The sequence below is a fragment of the Streptomyces sp. 17_S59 genome, from assembly GCF_056930295.1.
Window position 1 is genome coordinate 5883399 of the sequence record NZ_JBXOWD010000001.1, and the last position, 15655, is coordinate 5899053.

Genomic DNA, 15655 nt, shown 5'->3' on the forward strand with positions numbered 1-15655 from the left:
TCAGGGGCTGGGCCGGGCGGCGTCCCTACGCCCTCTCGGCCAGCAGCTCCAGCACCCGCTCCGTCGTGTCCGTCTCCGCGAGCCGGGGGAAGACCTTCTCGACCACGAGGCGGTGCACCTCCGCGTCCATGTCCGTGACCGCGTCGGTCACGACCGTCACGTGATAGCCGTGCTCGTGCGCCGCACGCGCCGTCGACTCCACCCCGGCGCCCGTCGCGATGCCCCCGAGGACGATCTGGGTGACGCCCCGACGGCGCAGCTGGAGGTCCAGATCGGTGCCGTGGAAGGCGCCCCAGGTGTGCTTGGTGACCACGATGTCGCCCTCCTGGGGGTCCAGCTCCGGCGCCAGTTGGGCGAAGTCGGCCGGGAACCGCCCGGAGCGCGGCGGCGCCTCGGTGCGGCCGGGCGCGGCGCCCACGACGCGGACCAGGACGACCGGCAGGCCGTGCGCGCGGAAGGCGGCGGCCAGCCGGGCGCCGCGCGCCACGATCTCGGCGGTCGGATGGGCGCAGGGCAGGGCGGTGATGCCCTTCTGGAGGTCGATCAGGACGAGGGCGGTCCGGGGATCAAGAGTGGTGGCAGGCATGCCGCCAGCCTAAAGATGGACAGGAAAACTTGCAAGTGTTCCTGTCGTTCTTTGGTTGTGCCCTGCTCGTGCCCTGCTCGTGCCCTGCTCGCGCCCTGCTCGTGTCGCGGCCGCGGGACGTGCCGGGCGCAACCATGCGGCGCAGTGGTCTTGCCACGCGGTGTGACGGGACCTACGGTCGCATGCACACGCGGAGGATCTTTGTGTGTCAGCCTGGCTGAAGCCCCGGCATAGGAGCAGCTCATGGCCAACGTTGTGCGCGCCGCACTGGTCCAGGCGACCTGGACCGGCGACACCGAGTCGATGATCGCCAAACACGAGGAGCACGCCCGCGCCGCCGCCGCGCAGGGCGCCAAGGTGATCGGCTTTCAGGAAGTCTTCAACGCCCCCTACTTCTGCCAGGTGCAGGAGAGCGAGCACTACCGCTGGGCCGAGCCCGTCCCGGACGGGCCCACGGTGCGGCGGATGCAGGACCTCGCCCGGGAGACCGGCATGGTGATCGTCGTGCCGGTCTTCGAGGTCGAGCAGTCGGGCTTCTACTACAACACCGCCGCCGTCATCGACGCCGACGGCAGCTACCTCGGCAAGTACCGCAAGCACCACATCCCCCAGATCAAGGGCTTCTGGGAGAAGTACTACTTCCGGCCCGGCAACCTGGGCTGGCCCGTCTTCGACACCGCCGTCGGCAGGGTCGGGGTCTACATCTGCTACGACCGCCACTTCCCCGAGGGCTGGCGGGCGCTGGGCCTCGCGGGCGCCCAGCTCGTCTACAACCCTTCCGCCACCTCGCGCGGCCTCTCCGCCCACCTGTGGCAGCTGGAGCAGCCCGCCGCCGCCGTCGCCAACGAGTACTTCGTCGCCGCGATCAACCGCGTCGGCCGGGAGGAGTACGGCGACAACGACTTCTACGGCACCTCGTACTTCGTCGACCCCCGGGGGCAGTTCGTCGGGGCGGTCGGCAGCGACGCCAAGGAGGAACTCCTCGTGCGCGACCTCGACTTCGGTCTCATCGAGGAGGTCCGGCAGCAGTGGGCCTTCTACCGCGACCGCAGGCCCGACGCATACGAGGGGCTGGTGCGGCCGTGAACCCCCTGCACCGGCGCCACCGGGCCGTCATGCCCGACTGGCTGGCCCTCTACTACCGGGAGCCGCTGGAGCTGACCCACGGCGAGGGGCGGCACGTCTGGGACGCCGAGGGCAGGCGCTACCTCGACTTCTTCGGCGGCATCCTCACCACCATGACCGCCCATGCGCTGCCCGAGGTCACCAAGGCCGTCACCGAGCAGGCGGGCCGCATCCTGCACACCTCCACCCTCTACCTCGACCGGCACATGGTCGAGCTGGCCGAGCGCATCGCCGCCCTCTCCGGCATCCCCGACGCCCGGGTCTTCTTCACCACCTCCGGCACCGAGGCCAACGACGCGGCCCTGCTGCTGGCCACCTCCTACCGGCGCTCCAACCAGATCCTGGCCATGCGCAACAGCTACCACGGCCGCTCCTTCTCCACGGTCGGCGTCACCGGCAACTCCAGCTGGTCGCCCACCAGTCTCTCGCCGCTCCAGACGCTGTACGTGCACGGCGCCGTGCGCAGCCGGGGCCCCTACGCGCAGCTGTCCGACGCACAGTTCACCGAGGCGTGCGTGGCGGACCTGGAGGACGTGCTCGGCCAGGCGCACGGCACCGTCGCCGCGCTGATCGCCGAACCCGTCCAGGGCGTGGGCGGGTTCACCGCGCCCCCCGACGGGCTCTACGCCGCCTTCCGCCAAGTCCTCGACCGGCACGGCATCCTGTGGATCTCCGACGAGGTGCAGACCGGCTGGGGACGCACCGGCGACCACTTCTGGGGCTGGCAGGCACACGCCGCGAGCGGCCCCCCGGACCTGCTCACCTTCGCCAAGGGCATCGGCAACGGCATGTCCATCGGCGGCGTCGTCGCCCGCGCCGAGGTCATGAACTGCCTGGACGCCAACTCCATTTCGACGTTCGGCGGCAGCCCGGTCACCATGGCGGCCGGCCTCGCCAACCTCACCTACCTCCTGGAACACGATCTCCAGGGCAACGCCCGCCGCGTCGGAGGCCTCCTCATCGAACGGCTCCGCGCCATCGCCGCCGGGCTCCCGGTCGTCCGCGAAGTGCGCGGCCGCGGCCTGATGATCGGCGTCGAGCTGGTCGAGCGCGACGGCTCGCCCTCCCCCCGCGCCGCCTCCTTTGTCCTGGAGCACACCCGGGAGCTGGGCCTGCTGATCGGCAAGGGCGGCCGCGAGGCCAACGCCCTGCGCATCGCCCCGCCGCTGACGCTCACCGTCGCCGAGGCCGAGGAGGGCGCGGCGATCCTGGAGCAGGCCCTGCGCCGGGCCCAGGAGGCCGTCGACGGCGAGGAGCGGCCATGACCAGGACGATCGTCAGCGGCGGCCTGGTGATCACGGCTGCCGAGGAGACGCTCGCGGACGTCCTGATCGAGGACGGCAAGGTCGCCGCGCTGGCCGCGCCGGGCAGCTCGTACGCCCAGGGCTGGACGGCCGACCGCACGATCGACGCCACGGGCAAGTACGTCGTCCCCGGCGGCGTCGACGCCCACACCCACTTCGACCTTCCCTTCGGCGGCACCGCCTCCTCGGACGACTTCGAGACCGGCACCCGGGCCGCGGCCTGGGGCGGCACCACGACCGTCGTCGACTTCGCGGTGCAGCCGCGTGGGCAGGCCCTGCGCGCCGGGCTGGACGCCTGGCACGCCAAGGCCGACGGGCGCTGTGCGATCGACTACGCCTTCCACATGATCCTCTCCGATGTGAACGAGGGTTCCCTGAAGGAGATGGACCTGCTGGTGGGGGAGGGCGTGACGTCGTTCAAGCTCTTCATGGCCTACCCCGGGGTCTTCTACAGCGATGACGGGCAGATCCTGCGGGCCATGCAGCGCGCCGCCGGCAACGGTGGCCTGATCATGATGCACGCCGAGAACGGCATCGCCATCGACGTCCTCGTCGAACAGGCCCTGGCAGCGGGGAGGACCGACCCCCGGTACCACGGCGAGGTCCGCAAGGCCCTGCTGGAGGCCGAGGCCACCCACCGGGCGATCCAGCTGGCGCGCGTCGCCGGGAGCCCCCTGTACGTCGTGCACGTCTCCGCGGAGGAGGCCGTGGCCGAGCTGGCGCAGGCCCGCGACAAGGGCCTGCCGGTCTTCGGCGAGACCTGCCCGCAGTACCTCTTCCTGTCCACCGACAACCTCGCCGAGCCGGGCTTCGAGGGCGCGAAGTACGTCTGCTCGACGCCGCTGCGGCCCCGCGAGCACCAGGCCGCGCTCTGGCGCGGGCTGCGCACCGACGACCTCCAGGTCGTCTCCACCGACCACTGCCCCTTCTGCTTCTCCGGCCAGAAGGAGCTGGGCCGGGGCGACTTCTCGAAGATCCCCAACGGCCTGCCCGGGGTGGAGAACCGCATGGACCTCCTCCACCAGGCCGTGGTCGACGGCCATATCTCCCGGCGCCGCTGGATCGAGATCGCCTGCGCCGCGCCCGCCCGGATGTTCGGCCTCGCCCCGCACAAGGGCACGATCACCCCCGGCGGCGACGCCGACATCGTCGTCTACGACCCGCACGCCCGGCAGACGATCTCCGCCGCGACCCACCACATGAACGTCGACTACTCGGCGTACGAGGGCAAGCGGATCACCGGGCGGGTGGAGACGGTGCTCTCGCGGGGTGAAACGGTCATCGAGCGGGGGAAGTTCACGGGGCGGGCGGGGCATGGACGCTTCGTGCCCCGCACGACCTGTCAATACCTCACGTAACTGATGTCATCCGTGTCACCCGTGTCACTCGCGTAAGGAGCACATCGCACGTGGACTTCGGCCTCGTCCTCCAGACCGACCCGCCCGCCTCCGCCGTCGTGGAGCTGATGCGCCGTGCCGAGCGGGCGGGCTTCCGCTACGGCTGGACCTTCGACTCCGCCGTGCTGTGGCAGGAGCCCTTCGTCATCTACAGCCGCATCCTGGAACACACCGAGCGGCTGATCGTGGGCTCCATGGTCACCAACCCCTCCACCCGCACCCCGGAGGTCACGGCCTCCACCTTCGCCACGCTCAACGACATGTACGGCAACCGCACCGTGTGCGGCATCGGCCGGGGCGACTCCGCGATGCGGGTGGCCGGGCGCAAGCCCAACACCCTCGCCACGCTGAGCGAGGCCATGCGCGTCATCCGGGACCTCGCGGAGGGCCGGGAGGCGGACATCGGGGACGGGAAGACGCTCCGGATCCCCTGGGTCCGCGAGGGCCGGCTGCCCGTGTGGATGGCCGCCTACGGCCCCAAGGCGCTGGCCCTGGCGGGCCGCGAGGCCGACGGCTTCATCCTGCAGCTCGCGGACCCGTATCTGACGGAGTGGATGATCAAGGCGGTCCGCACCGCGGCGGCCGAGGCGGGCCGCGACCCGGCCTCGGTCGCCATCTGCGTGGCCGCGCCCGCGTACGTCGGGGACGACCTGGCGCATGCGCGCGAGCAGTGCCGGTGGTTCGGCGGGATGGTGGGCAACCACGTGGCCGACCTGGTGGAGCGGTACGGAGCGCATTCCGGGATGGTCCCGGAGGCCCTGACGGCCTACATCGAGCAGCGCAAGGGCTACGACTACAGCCACCACGGCCGGGCCGGGAACCCGTCGACGGACTTCGTCCCCGACGAGATCGTGGACCGCTTCTGCCTGCTGGGTCCGGTGGAGGCGCACCGGGAGCGGCTGGAGAGGCTGCGGGGGTTGGGGGTGGATCAGTTTGCGGTGTATGCGATGCACGATGCGAAGGAGGAGACGATCGAGGCGTATGGGGAGAGCCTGATCCCGGCGCTGGGCTGAGGGCGGGGTGGGGAAAGAACCGCCGGAGGCCGGCTACGGCACCCTCGCCGTCCATTCCTCCGACGAGAACTTCGTCGCCGCCAGCTCCTCCGCCCGGGCCAGTTCCTCCGGCGTCACCGCGCCCTCCACCAGCCCGTACCGCCCCCGGAACGTCTCGATCATCCGCTCGATGACCGCCGCCCGCGTCAGCCCCGTCTGGCGCCGCAGCGGGTCCACCCGCTTCTTCGCGCTCTTCGTGCCCTTGTCGGAGAGCTTCTCCTTCCCGATGCGCAGCACGTCGAGCATCTTCTCTGCGTCGATGTCGTAGGCCATCGTCACGTGGTGCAGCACGGCCCCGCCCCCGGCCACCACCCGCTTCTGCGCCGCCCCCGCGATCTTCCCGGCGTCCGTGGCGATGTCGTTCAGCGGCTGGTACCAGGCCTTCACGCCCATGTCCGCCAGCGCGCCCAGCACCCAGTCGTCCAGGTACGCGTAGCTGTCCGCGAAGGAGAGGCCCTGGACGAGGGCGTCCGGCACGCACAGCGAGTACGTGATGGTGTTGCCCGGCTCGATGAACATGGCACCGCCGCCCGAGATGCGGCGGACGACCGTCATGCCGTGCCGGGCCGCGCCCTCCGGGTCGACCTCGTTGCGCAGCGACTGGAAGCTGCCGATGACGACCGCGGGGGCGCCCCACTCCCACACCCGCAGCGTCGGCGGCCGGCGCCCGGCCGCGACCTCGGCGGTGAGCACCTCGTCGAGGGCCATGTGCAGGGCGGGGGACTGGGGCCCGTCGTGGATCAGCTGCCAGTCGAAGTCCGTCCAGTCCTTGGCCTGCGCCAGGGCCCGCCGCACCGCGATGCCCACCGCCTCCGACGTCAGGCCGAACATCACCGTGCCCTCGGGGAGCGCTGCGTCGATGCGGGCCGCGAGCTGTGCGGCGGGGGCGTCGGCGGGGGCGCCCTCCAGGGCGCCGTCGATGGCGAGGAGCGCCTCGTCGGGCTCCAGGAAGAAGTCCCCGGCCACCCGCACCCCGTGCAGCACCCCGTCCGCAACCTCCAGGTCCACGACGACGAGCTTGCCGCCCGGCACCTTGTATTCACCGTGGTACACGGCGCGTCCTCCAGCCTCTGCCTGTTCTTCCGGCCGTCCACCGTAACTCCGCACGAGCCGTTCACCGGACGGACAGCGTGGGGCCATCACCCCCTCACCGGTTGTCGGCGCCTCATGGTTCGATGGTTCATATGATCGATGAATTTCTCGCAGGTGGTCTGGCCGACGTAGAGGAAGCGGTCCGCAAGGCCGCGGCCGCCGAGATCGTGCCGCGGTTCCGGCAGCTGGCCGCGGACGAGATCGTCGAGAAGAACGGCCCCCACGACCTGGTGACGGTCGCGGACCGGCTCGCCGAGGAGCACCTGACGGCCTCGCTCACCGCCCTGCTGCCCGGCTCGGTGGTGGTGGGCGAGGAGGCCGTGCACGCGGACCCGGGGATCCTCGGGGCGCTGGGCGGCGACGCGCCCGTGTGGATCGTCGACCCGGTCGACGGCACCCGCCAGTTCGTCAACGGCGACCCCGGTTTCACCACCCTGGTCTGCCTCGCGCACCGCGGCGAGCTGCTCGCCTCCTGGACGTACGCGCCCGCGCTGGACCTCATGGCCGTCGCCCGCCGGGGCGGCGGAGCCACGCTGAACGGCGCGCCGCTGCACTGCGGTTCGCCCGAGCCCGGGCGCCCCCTGGAGGTCGCCACCTCGCACTTCGACTTCACCGACGACGAGCAGAAGCGCGTCCTGAGCACCCTGATGACGGACGGGGTCGCCCCGCGCCCCTGCGGCTCGGCCGGCCTGGAGTACCTGCACGTGGCGCAGGGCACGCTGGACGCCGTCGCCTTCTCCTGGGAGAACGCCTGGGACCACGCGCCCGGGCTGCTGCTGGTGGCCGAGGCGGGCGGTGCCAGTGCCACCGTCGCCGGGGAGCCGTTCCGCATCGCGGGCGGCAACGCCCTGCCGTTCAGTGCGGCGCGGGACGCCGCCACCCTCCGGCATATCCTGGGGCTGCTGGCGTCCGCCGGCTGACGTCCCGTCAAGGGCGCGGGCGTCATCAGCAGACGAGGGGAGCCCGTTCCGTGGCCACCATGCTCGACGCGGTCGTTGTGGGAGCCGGACCCAACGGCCTGACCGCCGCCGTCGAACTGGCCCGCCGGGGCCTGTCGGTGGAGGTGTTCGAGGCCGCCGACGCCATCGGCGGCGGCGCCCGCACCGAGGAGCTGACCCTCCCCGGCTTCCGCCACGACCCCTGCTCCGCCGTGCACCCGCTGGGCGTGGGCTCGCCCGCGTTCGAGGCGATGCCCCTGGCCCGGCACGGCCTGGAGTGGCTCCACCCCGACCTGCCGATGGCGCACCCCTTCCCCGACGGCACGGCCGCCGTCCTCTCCCGGCTCGTCGGCGAGACCGCCTCCTCGCTCGGGCCGCGCGACGCCGGGGCCTACCGGCGGCTGGTGGCGCCCTTCCGCGGCCGCTGGGCCACCATCGCGGCCGACTTCCTGCGCACCCAGTGGGACGGCCTGCCGCGCGACCCGGTCACCTACGCCCGCTTCGGCCTGGTGGCCGGCCAGCCCGCGAGCCTGCTGGCCCGGACCCGCTTCCGGGACGCCAAGGCCCGCGGCCTGCTCGCCGGGCTCGCCGCCCACGGCATCGCACCGCTCGGCGGCTTCGGCACCGGCGGCATGGCCCTGGTCTTCGCCCTCGCCGCGCACGAGCGCGGCTGGCCCGTGCCGCGCGGCGGCTCGCAGTCGATCGCCGACGCCCTCGGCTCGTACCTGCGCGAGCTGGGCGGCGTCATCCACACCGGCTTCGAGGTCAAGCACCTGGACGACCTGCCGCCCGCCCGCGCGTTCGTTTTCGACACCTCGCCCACCGCCCTCGCCCGGATCGCCGGGCTCGGCGGCGCCTACCGGCACTTCCACTACGGCCCTGCCGTCTTCAAGATCGACTACGCCCTGGACGGGCCCGTCCCCTGGACCGCGGAACCCGCCCGCCGGGCCGGCACCGTCCACATCGGCCCCACCATCGGCGAGATCGGCGCCGCCCTGGGCGCCGCCCTCGACGGCCGCGCCCCCTCCGTCCCGTTCCTGATCACGGCCCAGCCGAGCATCGTCGACGACACCCGTGCCCCGGCGGGCCAGCACACCTTCTGGGTGTACGGGCACGTGCCCAACGGCTGGGAGGGGGACGCCACCGAGGCCATCGAGCGCCAGCTCGAGCGCTTCGCACCCGGCTTCCGCGACCTCGTCCTCGCCCGTGCCACCGCCGGACCGCCGCAGCTGGCCGCCCGCAACGCCAACTACGTCGGGGGCGACATCGCCATCGGGTCGGTGGCCGGGCTGCGGCTGCTCGTCCGGCCCCGGCTCGCCCGCATCCCCTATGCCACCGCCCACCCGTCCGTCTTCATCTGCTCCTCCGCCACCCCGCCCGGCCCCGGCGTGCACGGCATGTCCGGGCACCACGCGGCCAGGGCGGTGTGGCGGAGGCTGCGCGCCGGCGGCGCGGACTAGGAGGCGTCCGAGGGGGCGTCCGGCGCCAGGCCGCCGCCCGCGTAGAGCTGCTCGACCACGTCCGCGTACCGCCGTGCCACCTGCTGCCGACGCATCTTCAAAGTGGCCGTGACCAGCCCGGACTCCGGCGTCCAGGCGCCGTCCACCACGGCGAACCGCTTGACCTGCTCGGGCCGCGACAGCCGCTCGTTCCCCCGGGCGACCGCGCCGCGCAGCCGGTCCTCCACCTCCTCGCCGACGGCGTCCTTCTCCCTCGCCTCCCCGGCGAGGGTGAGGAGAGCCACGTTGTAGGGGCGGCCGTCGCCCACCACGCACACCTGGTCGATCAGCGGGTCCTCGCGGGCTATCTCCTGCTCGATCCTGACCGGCGACATGTTCTTCCCGTAGGAGTTGACGATCAGGTCCTTCTTGCGCCCGGTCACCCGCAGCGCGCCGTTCTCGTCCAGCTCGCCCAGATCGCCCGTGTGCAGCCAGCCCTGCCGGTCGAGGATCTCTGCGGTCTCGCGGGGCTTGCCGCGGTAGCCGCGCATGGTGACCGGCCCCCGGACGAGGACCTCGCCGTCGGCCGCCGTGCGCACCTCCATCCCGGGCAGCGGCGGGCCGATCCAGCCGAGCCGGTGCTCCCCGGGCACGGTCACGCACACGGACGCGCACGATTCCGTCATCCCCCAGACCTCGCCGAGGTCCAGCCCCAGCGCCCGCAGGAACAGCACCGTCTCCTCGCGCACCGGCGCGGCGCCCACGTGCAGGTACCGGATGCGGTCCAGCCCCAGCAGCGCGCGCACGGGCGCCAGGTGCGACCCGTCGAGGCGGGCGTACTCCTCGCGCGCGTCCGCGGCCGCGTCCCCCCGCTCGAGCGCGGCGCCCAGCCGCAGCCCGCGCAGCACCCCCGCGCGGAAGCCGGCCGGTGCCCCCTCCAGTTCGGCGAGCAGCCTGCGCTCCAGCTTCTCCCACATGCGGGGCACGGAGAACAGCCACTGCGGCCGCACCTCGGGCAGTACGTCGAAGAGCCGCTCCGGGTCGGGGCAGCAGGTGACGTCGGCGCCCAGTGTCATGGGCAGGTAGTGCGAGCAGGAGCGCTCGGCGATGTGCGCCATGGGCAGGTACGACACGATCCGGCAGCCCGGCGGCAGCGGCACCCGGTCCAGGAAGGCGCGTGCCCCGGCGAGCCCGGCCGCGTGGGTGAGTTCCACGCCCTTGGGCGAGCCAGTCGTGCCCGAGGTGTAGACGACCGTCAGCACGTCGTCGGGGGAGGGCCGGTGCCCGTCCGAGCCCGCCGGGTCCGCGGCCAGCAGTTCGTCCAGGGCGTGGACGTCCGGGCGGCCGGGCGGGGCCTGGCCGGCGACCACGACGCAGCGCAGCCCGGGGCAGCTGCGCAGCAGCTCCTCGGCCCGGCCCAGGCGCTCCGCGTCGCAGACCAGCACGGCCGCACCGGAGTCCGTGACCAGGTGGCGCAACTCCGCCTGCGGGGCGGTGAGGTGGAGCGAGCAGGTCGTGATGCCGGCGATCGTGGCGGCCGCGTCCGCCAGGTGGAACTCCGGGCGGTTGCCGAGCAGCAGGGCGAGGGTGTCCCCGCGCCGTGAGCCCAGGCGCAGCAGGCCGGCCGCGCAGCGCCGGGCGGCGTCGCGGTACTCGGCCCAGGTGTGGATGCGGCCGTCCGGGCCGCGCAGTGCGGGGTGGCCGGCGAAGGCGGCGGCGGTCGTCTCGAACGCCTCGGCCACGGTGCGTGCCCCGCGGGAGTGGGCGAGCGGGTCGCCGGGGGCCGCCGGGGCGGAGGTGTCGTGCCGGGTGTCCTGCCGGGCGTCCTGCCGGGCGTTCTGTCGTGGGGTGTGCGTCATGTGCGTATCACCCGCGTTCCGTGGTGTCGGGGGAGGGACGTCGGAGTCCGAACTACCCACCCGCGCCCCTGTCATCCCCCCGGTCCCGCATCGCCACCCGCCGCAGCCGCGCGTGCCGGACCGGCCCCCCGTGCTCCGAGACCGCCTCGCCCACCATCGTCCGCAGCGCGTCCCGCAGCCCGTGCAGCGCGTGGTGACGGGCCGCCCCCGCCCCCGGGTCCGTGCTCAGCTCCGACAGCAGGGACCAGCACAGGGCCAGCATCACCAGCACGAACGGCAGGGCGACCAGGATCGTCGCCGACTGGAGGGACTTCAGCCCGCCCGCCACCAGCAGCACGGCCGCCACCGCGGCCATGAGCACGCCCCACACCACCACCAGCCAGGTGCGCGGGTGCAGCGCGCCCCGGCTGGAGAGGGAGCCCATCACCAGGGACGCGGAGTCCGCGCTCGTGACGAAGTACGTCATGACCAGCGCCATCGCGATCCACGCGGTCAGCGTGGCGAGCGGCAGCGTGTCGAGCAGGGCGAACAGCGATGCCTCCGCGCCCTGGGCGACCGTGCCCGCCATGTCGGCCGTGCCCGTCATGTCCAGGCGCAGGGCGCTGCCGCCCATGACGCAGAACCAGACCACCGTCGCACCGCTCGGCACCAGCAGCACGCCGACGAGGAACTCCCGGATCGTGCGGCCGTGGGAGATACGGGCAATGAAGGTGCCCACGAACGGCGCCCAGGACAGCCACCACGCCCAGTAGAAGATCGTCCACGCACCGAGCCACTTGGAGTCGGTGAACGCCCCCGTGCGCGTGGCCAGGGGCAGGAGGTCGTGCAGATAGCCGCCCGCCGCGGCCGGAACGGTGTTGAGGACGAAGACCGTGGGGCCGAGCAGGAAGACGAAGAGCATCAGACAGGCGGCGAGCGCGATGTTGAGGGTGCTCAGCCATTTCACGCCCTTGTGCAGCCCGGAGAAGGCCGAGAGCACGAAGGCGGCCGACAGCGAGGCGATGATGACCAGTTCGAGGCTCTTGGTCTCATGCGCCCCGGTGGTGATGTTCAGGCCCTTGGCGACCTGGAGGGCGCCCAGGCCCAGGCTGGTCGCCGTGCCGAAGACGGTCGCGAAGACGGCGAGCAGGTCGATGACCCGCCCCGGCCAGCCCGCCGCCCGCTCCTCGCCGAGCAGCGGCACGAAGGCCGAGCTGAGCCGGTTGCCCCGGCCCTTGCGGAAGCCCGCGTAGGCGAGGGCCAGTCCGGCCATGCCGTAGATGGCCCAGGGGTGCAGGGTCCAGTGGAAGAAGGAGTACTCCAGGGCCGTGCGGGCGGCCAGGGGAGTGCCCGCGGTGACGCCGCTGCCCGGGGGCGGGGAGACGAAGTGCTGAAGCGGCTCGCCGACGCCGTAGAACATCAAGCCGATGCCCATGCCCGCGCTGAACATCATCGCGATCCACGCGAGGTTGCCGAACTCGGGCCGGGAGTCGTCCTCCCCGAGCCTGATCCGGCCGAAGCGGCTGACGGCGATGACCACGCACAGCGCGAGGAAGACATCGGCGGCGATCACGAAGAGCCAGGCGAAGTTGGACAGCACCCAGTCCAGGGCGGCCGTCGTGACCCGGTCGAAGGAGCGCTTGCCCAGCGCCGCCCACGCGACCACCGCCAGGACCGCGAGCCCGCCGGCGGCGACGAGCGGCATGTCCGGGGGTTCCTCCTGAGCCTGTGCGGGCACGGCGGTGTTCTCGGTGCTCATGACGCCCCACTATGGCCGGAATCGACCTGAATGATCGGGCTGGCGCGCCGCCCCGGGGCATGGGCAGCCGCACGGTCTCCCGGGTAGGGTCGCCGCGGCGCGACCCGGAAGCGAGGGGATGCAGGGTGGCGGAAGCGACGCGCGTACTGATCGCCGCGGACAAGTTCAAGGGCTCGCTCACGGCCGCGGAGGTCGCCCGGCACGTGGCGGCCGGGCTGCGGCGGGCGGTGCCCGGGCTCGACGTCGCCGCGGTGCCGGTCGCGGACGGCGGTGACGGCACGGTCGACGCGGCGCTGGCCGCGGGCTTCGAGCGGCGCGAGGCGACGGTGACCGGGCCGGTGGGCGAGCCGGTGCGCGCCGCGCTCGCACTGGGCCCCGACGGTACCGCCGTGGTGGAGATGGCCGAGGCGTCGGGGCTGCGCCGCCTTCCCGCCGGGACGTCGGCGCCGCTCACCGCCACCACGTACGGCACCGGGGAGCTGCTGCGCGTCGTGCTCGACGCGGGGGCCCGCACGATCGTGCTGGGGGTGGGTGGCAGTGCCACGACCGACGGCGGGGCCGGGATGCTCGCCGCTCTCGGGGCGCGGTTCCTCGACGCGGCCGGGCGCCCGCTCGGGCCCGGGGGCGGCGCCCTCGCCGCGCTCGACCGCGCCGACCTGTCCGGGCTGGACCCCCGGCTCGCCCGGACCCGGATCGTGCTGGCGAGCGACGTCGACAACCCGCTCACGGGGCCGCGGGGGGCTGCCGCCGTGTACGGGCCGCAGAAGGGGGCCGGTCCGGAGGACGTGGCCGTGCTGGATGCCGCCCTTGCGCGCTATGCGCGGGTGCTGGACGGTGGGCGCCTCGCGGACGCGCCCGGCGCCGGGGCGGCGGGCGGTGTGGGTTACGGCGCCCTCGTCGGGCTGGGCGCGGAGTTCCGGCCCGGCATCGAGGTGATGCTGGACGTGCTCGGGTTCCACGAGGCGGTGGCGGAAGCGGACCTCGTCATCACGGGGGAGGGCTCGCTGGACGAGCAGACCCTGTACGGCAAGGCGCCGGTGGGGGTCGCGCGTCGCGCGCGCGGAGTGCGCGTAGTGGCGGTCTGCGGGCGGCTGGCGCTTGCGCCGTCCGCCCTCGCGGGCGTGGGGATCGAGCGCGCGTACGCCCTGACGGACCTGGAGCCGGACCGTGGGCTGTGCATGGCCCATGCGGGGCCGCTGCTCGAGCGGCTCGCGGTGCGTATCGCGCGGGATTACCTCGGCTGAGGCCAGAGCCTTTCCCGCCCACCCGCCCATGACCCGGCATCGCATGGGGGTTAACGGGTGGGCGGGTGGGAAAGGCCCCGCGCAGCGGGGCCCGGCCCGAGCGGGCGGGAGAAGGCCCGCGCAGCGGGGCCGGACGCCGAGGGTCGCGCAGCGAGGCCTGGACCGGGCGGCGGGGTGGGAGTAGCCCCGCGCAGCGGGGTCCGGATCGAGCGGGGGAGAGGGGCCGCGCAGCGGTCCCGGATGGCGAACGGCGTGGGGCCCGGGCAAGATGCCCGGGCCCCACGCCGTCGTTCGAAGCCGCGCGCACGCGCTACGCGCTACGCGCGCTACGGCAACGGTACCTCCGCCGCCTCCCGCGCCTCCCGGCGATTGTCGCGGAAGGCGTTCACCCGCCGCGCCGTCGCGAAGAGCGGGATCACCGCGCCCAGGACGACCTGCAGTGCGCAGCCCGTCTGGAGCAGCAGCTCGCCGCCCGGTGCGTCGAAGGCCCACGCGGCCAGCAGGCCCATGCTGAGCACGATCCAGCTGAGCATGGCCACCGCCAGCGGCCCGCGCGGCTTGGGGTACTCGACCCGGCTGATCATCAGCCACGCCACACCCATGATCGCGAGCAGCGTCGGCAGGAAGGGCAGCTCCAGCAGCACGATCGAGACCACCGTCAGCGCCCCGAAGGGGCTCGGCATGCCCTGGAACATGCCGTCCCGCATCGGCACGCACGAGAAGCGCGCCAGCCGCAGGACCACCGCGAGCAGCACCACGATCGCGGCGACCGCCGACACCCGCTGCATCGCGTCGTCGGCGACCATGCCCCAGACGACCACGAAGTACGCGGGCGCCAGACCGAAGCTGATCAGGTCGGAGAGGTTGTCCAGCTCCGCCCCCATCGCGGACGCGCGCAGCTTGCGCGCCACGATCCCGTCGAAGAGGTCGAAGACGGAGGCGAGCAGCATCAGTATCACGGCCGTGGCCGCGCTGTGCCGGGCCATGCCGCCGTCCTCGTTGCCCGTGAGGTGCGGGATGAGGACGCCGGTGGTGGTGAAGTACACCGCCATGAAGCCGCAGATCGCGTTGCCCAGGGTGAGGGTGTCCGCTATCGACAGCCGGGTGGACAGCGGCATGTCGTCCGTGTCGTCGGCGTCCGCCTCCGGGACCCAGGCGGCCTGCGTGTCCGGATCAATCACGGTCAAGGCGCGTCACCCCTGCCGTGGTGGCCTGGCCGACCTCGACCGCGACCTCGACGCCCTCGGGGAGGTAGACGTCGACGCGCGAGCCGAAGCGGATCAGGCCGATCCGGTCGCCTTGCTCCACCTTGGTGCCCGCCTCCAGGTAGGGCACGATGCGGCGGGCGACGGCTCCGGCGATCTGGACCATCTCGATGTCGCCCAGCTCGGTGTCGAAGTGCCAGACGACGCGCTCGTTGTGCTCGCTCTCCTTGTTGAAGGCCGGCACGAACCCGCCCGGGATGTGCTCGACCGAGGTCACCGTGCCGGCCAGCGGCGCGCGGTTGACGTGGACGTTGAGCGGGCTCATGAAGATCGCGACGCGGGTGCGGCCGTCCTTCCACGGCATGATGCTCTGCACCACGCCGTCGGCCGGGGAGATGACCCGGCCCTGGGTGATCTCGCGATCGGGGTCGCGGAAGAACCACAGCATGCCCGCCGTAAGCGCGGTGGCGGGCACGGCCAGCGCCGCCCAGCGGCCGGAGCGGCGGGCCTTGGTGAGGCTGACTGCCGCCGTGGCGACGGTGGGAAGGAGCCACGGCGATGCTCCGCGCGCGAGGCGGTAGCCGAGGTGGCTGTCGCGAGGTGCAGAGGAAGAGCTGTGGGGCATGGGTGACCTTCGTAGCGGAGGGTGCCGCGTAATGATCGGGGGACGGCGGCT

At 73.2% G+C, this 15655-nt stretch carries 13 protein-coding genes; 7 read left to right on the plus strand and 6 right to left on the minus strand.

Going from position 1 to position 15655, the window contains the following annotated elements; all coding sequences use genetic code 11:
• Window positions 1–25 precede the first annotated feature (25 nt).
• The gene (locus tag AC1Z4A_RS26785) at window positions 26–586 is read right to left on the minus strand and encodes an isochorismatase family protein (protein WP_483682426.1); all 561 of its coding nucleotides are present in this window, start codon (window positions 584–586) and stop codon (window positions 26–28) included.
• Window positions 587–829: 243 nt separating this feature from the next.
• Between AC1Z4A_RS26785 and AC1Z4A_RS26790 the strand changes: the two genes are divergently transcribed.
• Genes AC1Z4A_RS26790 through AC1Z4A_RS26805 form a run of 4 tightly spaced genes read left to right on the plus strand, consistent with a single transcriptional unit; the run spans window position 830 to window position 5425 of the window.
• On the plus strand, window positions 830–1672 hold the full coding sequence (locus AC1Z4A_RS26790) for a nitrilase-related carbon-nitrogen hydrolase (RefSeq protein WP_483682427.1): 843 nt from the start codon (window positions 830–832) through the stop codon (window positions 1670–1672).
• Window positions 1673–1701: 29 nt separating this feature from the next.
• Entirely contained in the window at window positions 1702–2976 is a 1275-nt protein-coding gene (locus tag AC1Z4A_RS26795) for an aspartate aminotransferase family protein (RefSeq protein WP_483683741.1), read from the plus strand.
• Window positions 2973–4373 carry a dihydropyrimidinase gene (gene hydA, locus AC1Z4A_RS26800; protein ID WP_483682428.1) on the plus strand — a complete coding sequence of 467 codons (1401 nt, stop codon included), beginning with the start codon at window positions 2973–2975 and terminating at the stop codon, window positions 4371–4373. The genes AC1Z4A_RS26795 and hydA overlap by 4 nt, the downstream gene beginning before the upstream one ends.
• A gap of 50 nt (window positions 4374–4423) precedes the next feature.
• Window positions 4424–5425, plus strand: coding sequence for a TIGR03842 family LLM class F420-dependent oxidoreductase (locus AC1Z4A_RS26805; protein WP_483682429.1), 1002 nt, complete (start codon window positions 4424–4426; stop codon window positions 5423–5425).
• Window positions 5426–5458: 33 nt separating this feature from the next.
• Here AC1Z4A_RS26805 and lplAB read toward each other — a convergent pair whose 3' ends face one another.
• Window positions 5459–6517 carry a lipoate-protein ligase LplAB gene (lplAB, locus tag AC1Z4A_RS26810; RefSeq protein ID WP_483682430.1) on the minus strand — a complete coding sequence of 353 codons (1059 nt, stop codon included), beginning with the start codon at window positions 6515–6517 and terminating at the stop codon, window positions 5459–5461.
• 131 nt (window positions 6518–6648) lie between these two features.
• Between lplAB and AC1Z4A_RS26815 the strand changes: the two genes are divergently transcribed.
• Entirely contained in the window at window positions 6649–7476 is an 828-nt protein-coding gene (locus tag AC1Z4A_RS26815) for an inositol monophosphatase family protein (protein WP_483682431.1), read from the plus strand.
• Between the two features lie 59 nt (window positions 7477–7535).
• Window positions 7536–8954, plus strand: coding sequence for a phytoene desaturase family protein (locus AC1Z4A_RS26820; RefSeq protein WP_483683742.1), 1419 nt, complete (start codon window positions 7536–7538; stop codon window positions 8952–8954).
• Here the strand turns inward: AC1Z4A_RS26820 and AC1Z4A_RS26825 are convergent.
• Together AC1Z4A_RS26825 and AC1Z4A_RS26830 are read right to left on the minus strand one after the other, a co-directional pair.
• Complete coding sequence (locus tag AC1Z4A_RS26825; RefSeq protein WP_483682432.1) at window positions 8951–10792, minus strand: AMP-dependent synthetase/ligase; 1842 nt, start codon at window positions 10790–10792, stop codon at window positions 8951–8953. The genes AC1Z4A_RS26820 and AC1Z4A_RS26825 overlap by 4 nt on opposite strands.
• Before the next feature lie 52 nt (window positions 10793–10844).
• A complete protein-coding gene (locus tag AC1Z4A_RS26830) occupies window positions 10845–12530 on the minus strand; it encodes a BCCT family transporter (protein WP_483682433.1) in 1686 nt (561 codons plus the stop codon).
• Between the two features lie 125 nt (window positions 12531–12655).
• On the opposite strand from AC1Z4A_RS26830, the gene AC1Z4A_RS26835 reads away from it, so the two are divergent.
• Window positions 12656–13774: a glycerate kinase gene (locus AC1Z4A_RS26835; protein WP_483682434.1), complete on the plus strand. Its 1119-nt coding sequence runs from the start codon at window positions 12656–12658 to the stop codon at window positions 13772–13774.
• A 326-nt stretch (window positions 13775–14100) separates the two neighbouring features.
• Here AC1Z4A_RS26835 and pssA read toward each other — a convergent pair whose 3' ends face one another.
• Together pssA and AC1Z4A_RS26845 are read right to left on the minus strand one after the other, a co-directional pair.
• On the minus strand, window positions 14101–14961 hold the full coding sequence (gene pssA, locus AC1Z4A_RS26840) for a CDP-diacylglycerol--serine O-phosphatidyltransferase (protein WP_483682435.1): 861 nt from the start codon (window positions 14959–14961) through the stop codon (window positions 14101–14103).
• Window positions 14948–15604, minus strand: coding sequence for a phosphatidylserine decarboxylase (locus tag AC1Z4A_RS26845; RefSeq protein ID WP_483682436.1), 657 nt, complete (start codon window positions 15602–15604; stop codon window positions 14948–14950). Before AC1Z4A_RS26845 ends, pssA begins: the two co-directional genes overlap by 14 nt.
• Window positions 15605–15655: the final 51 nt, after the last annotated feature.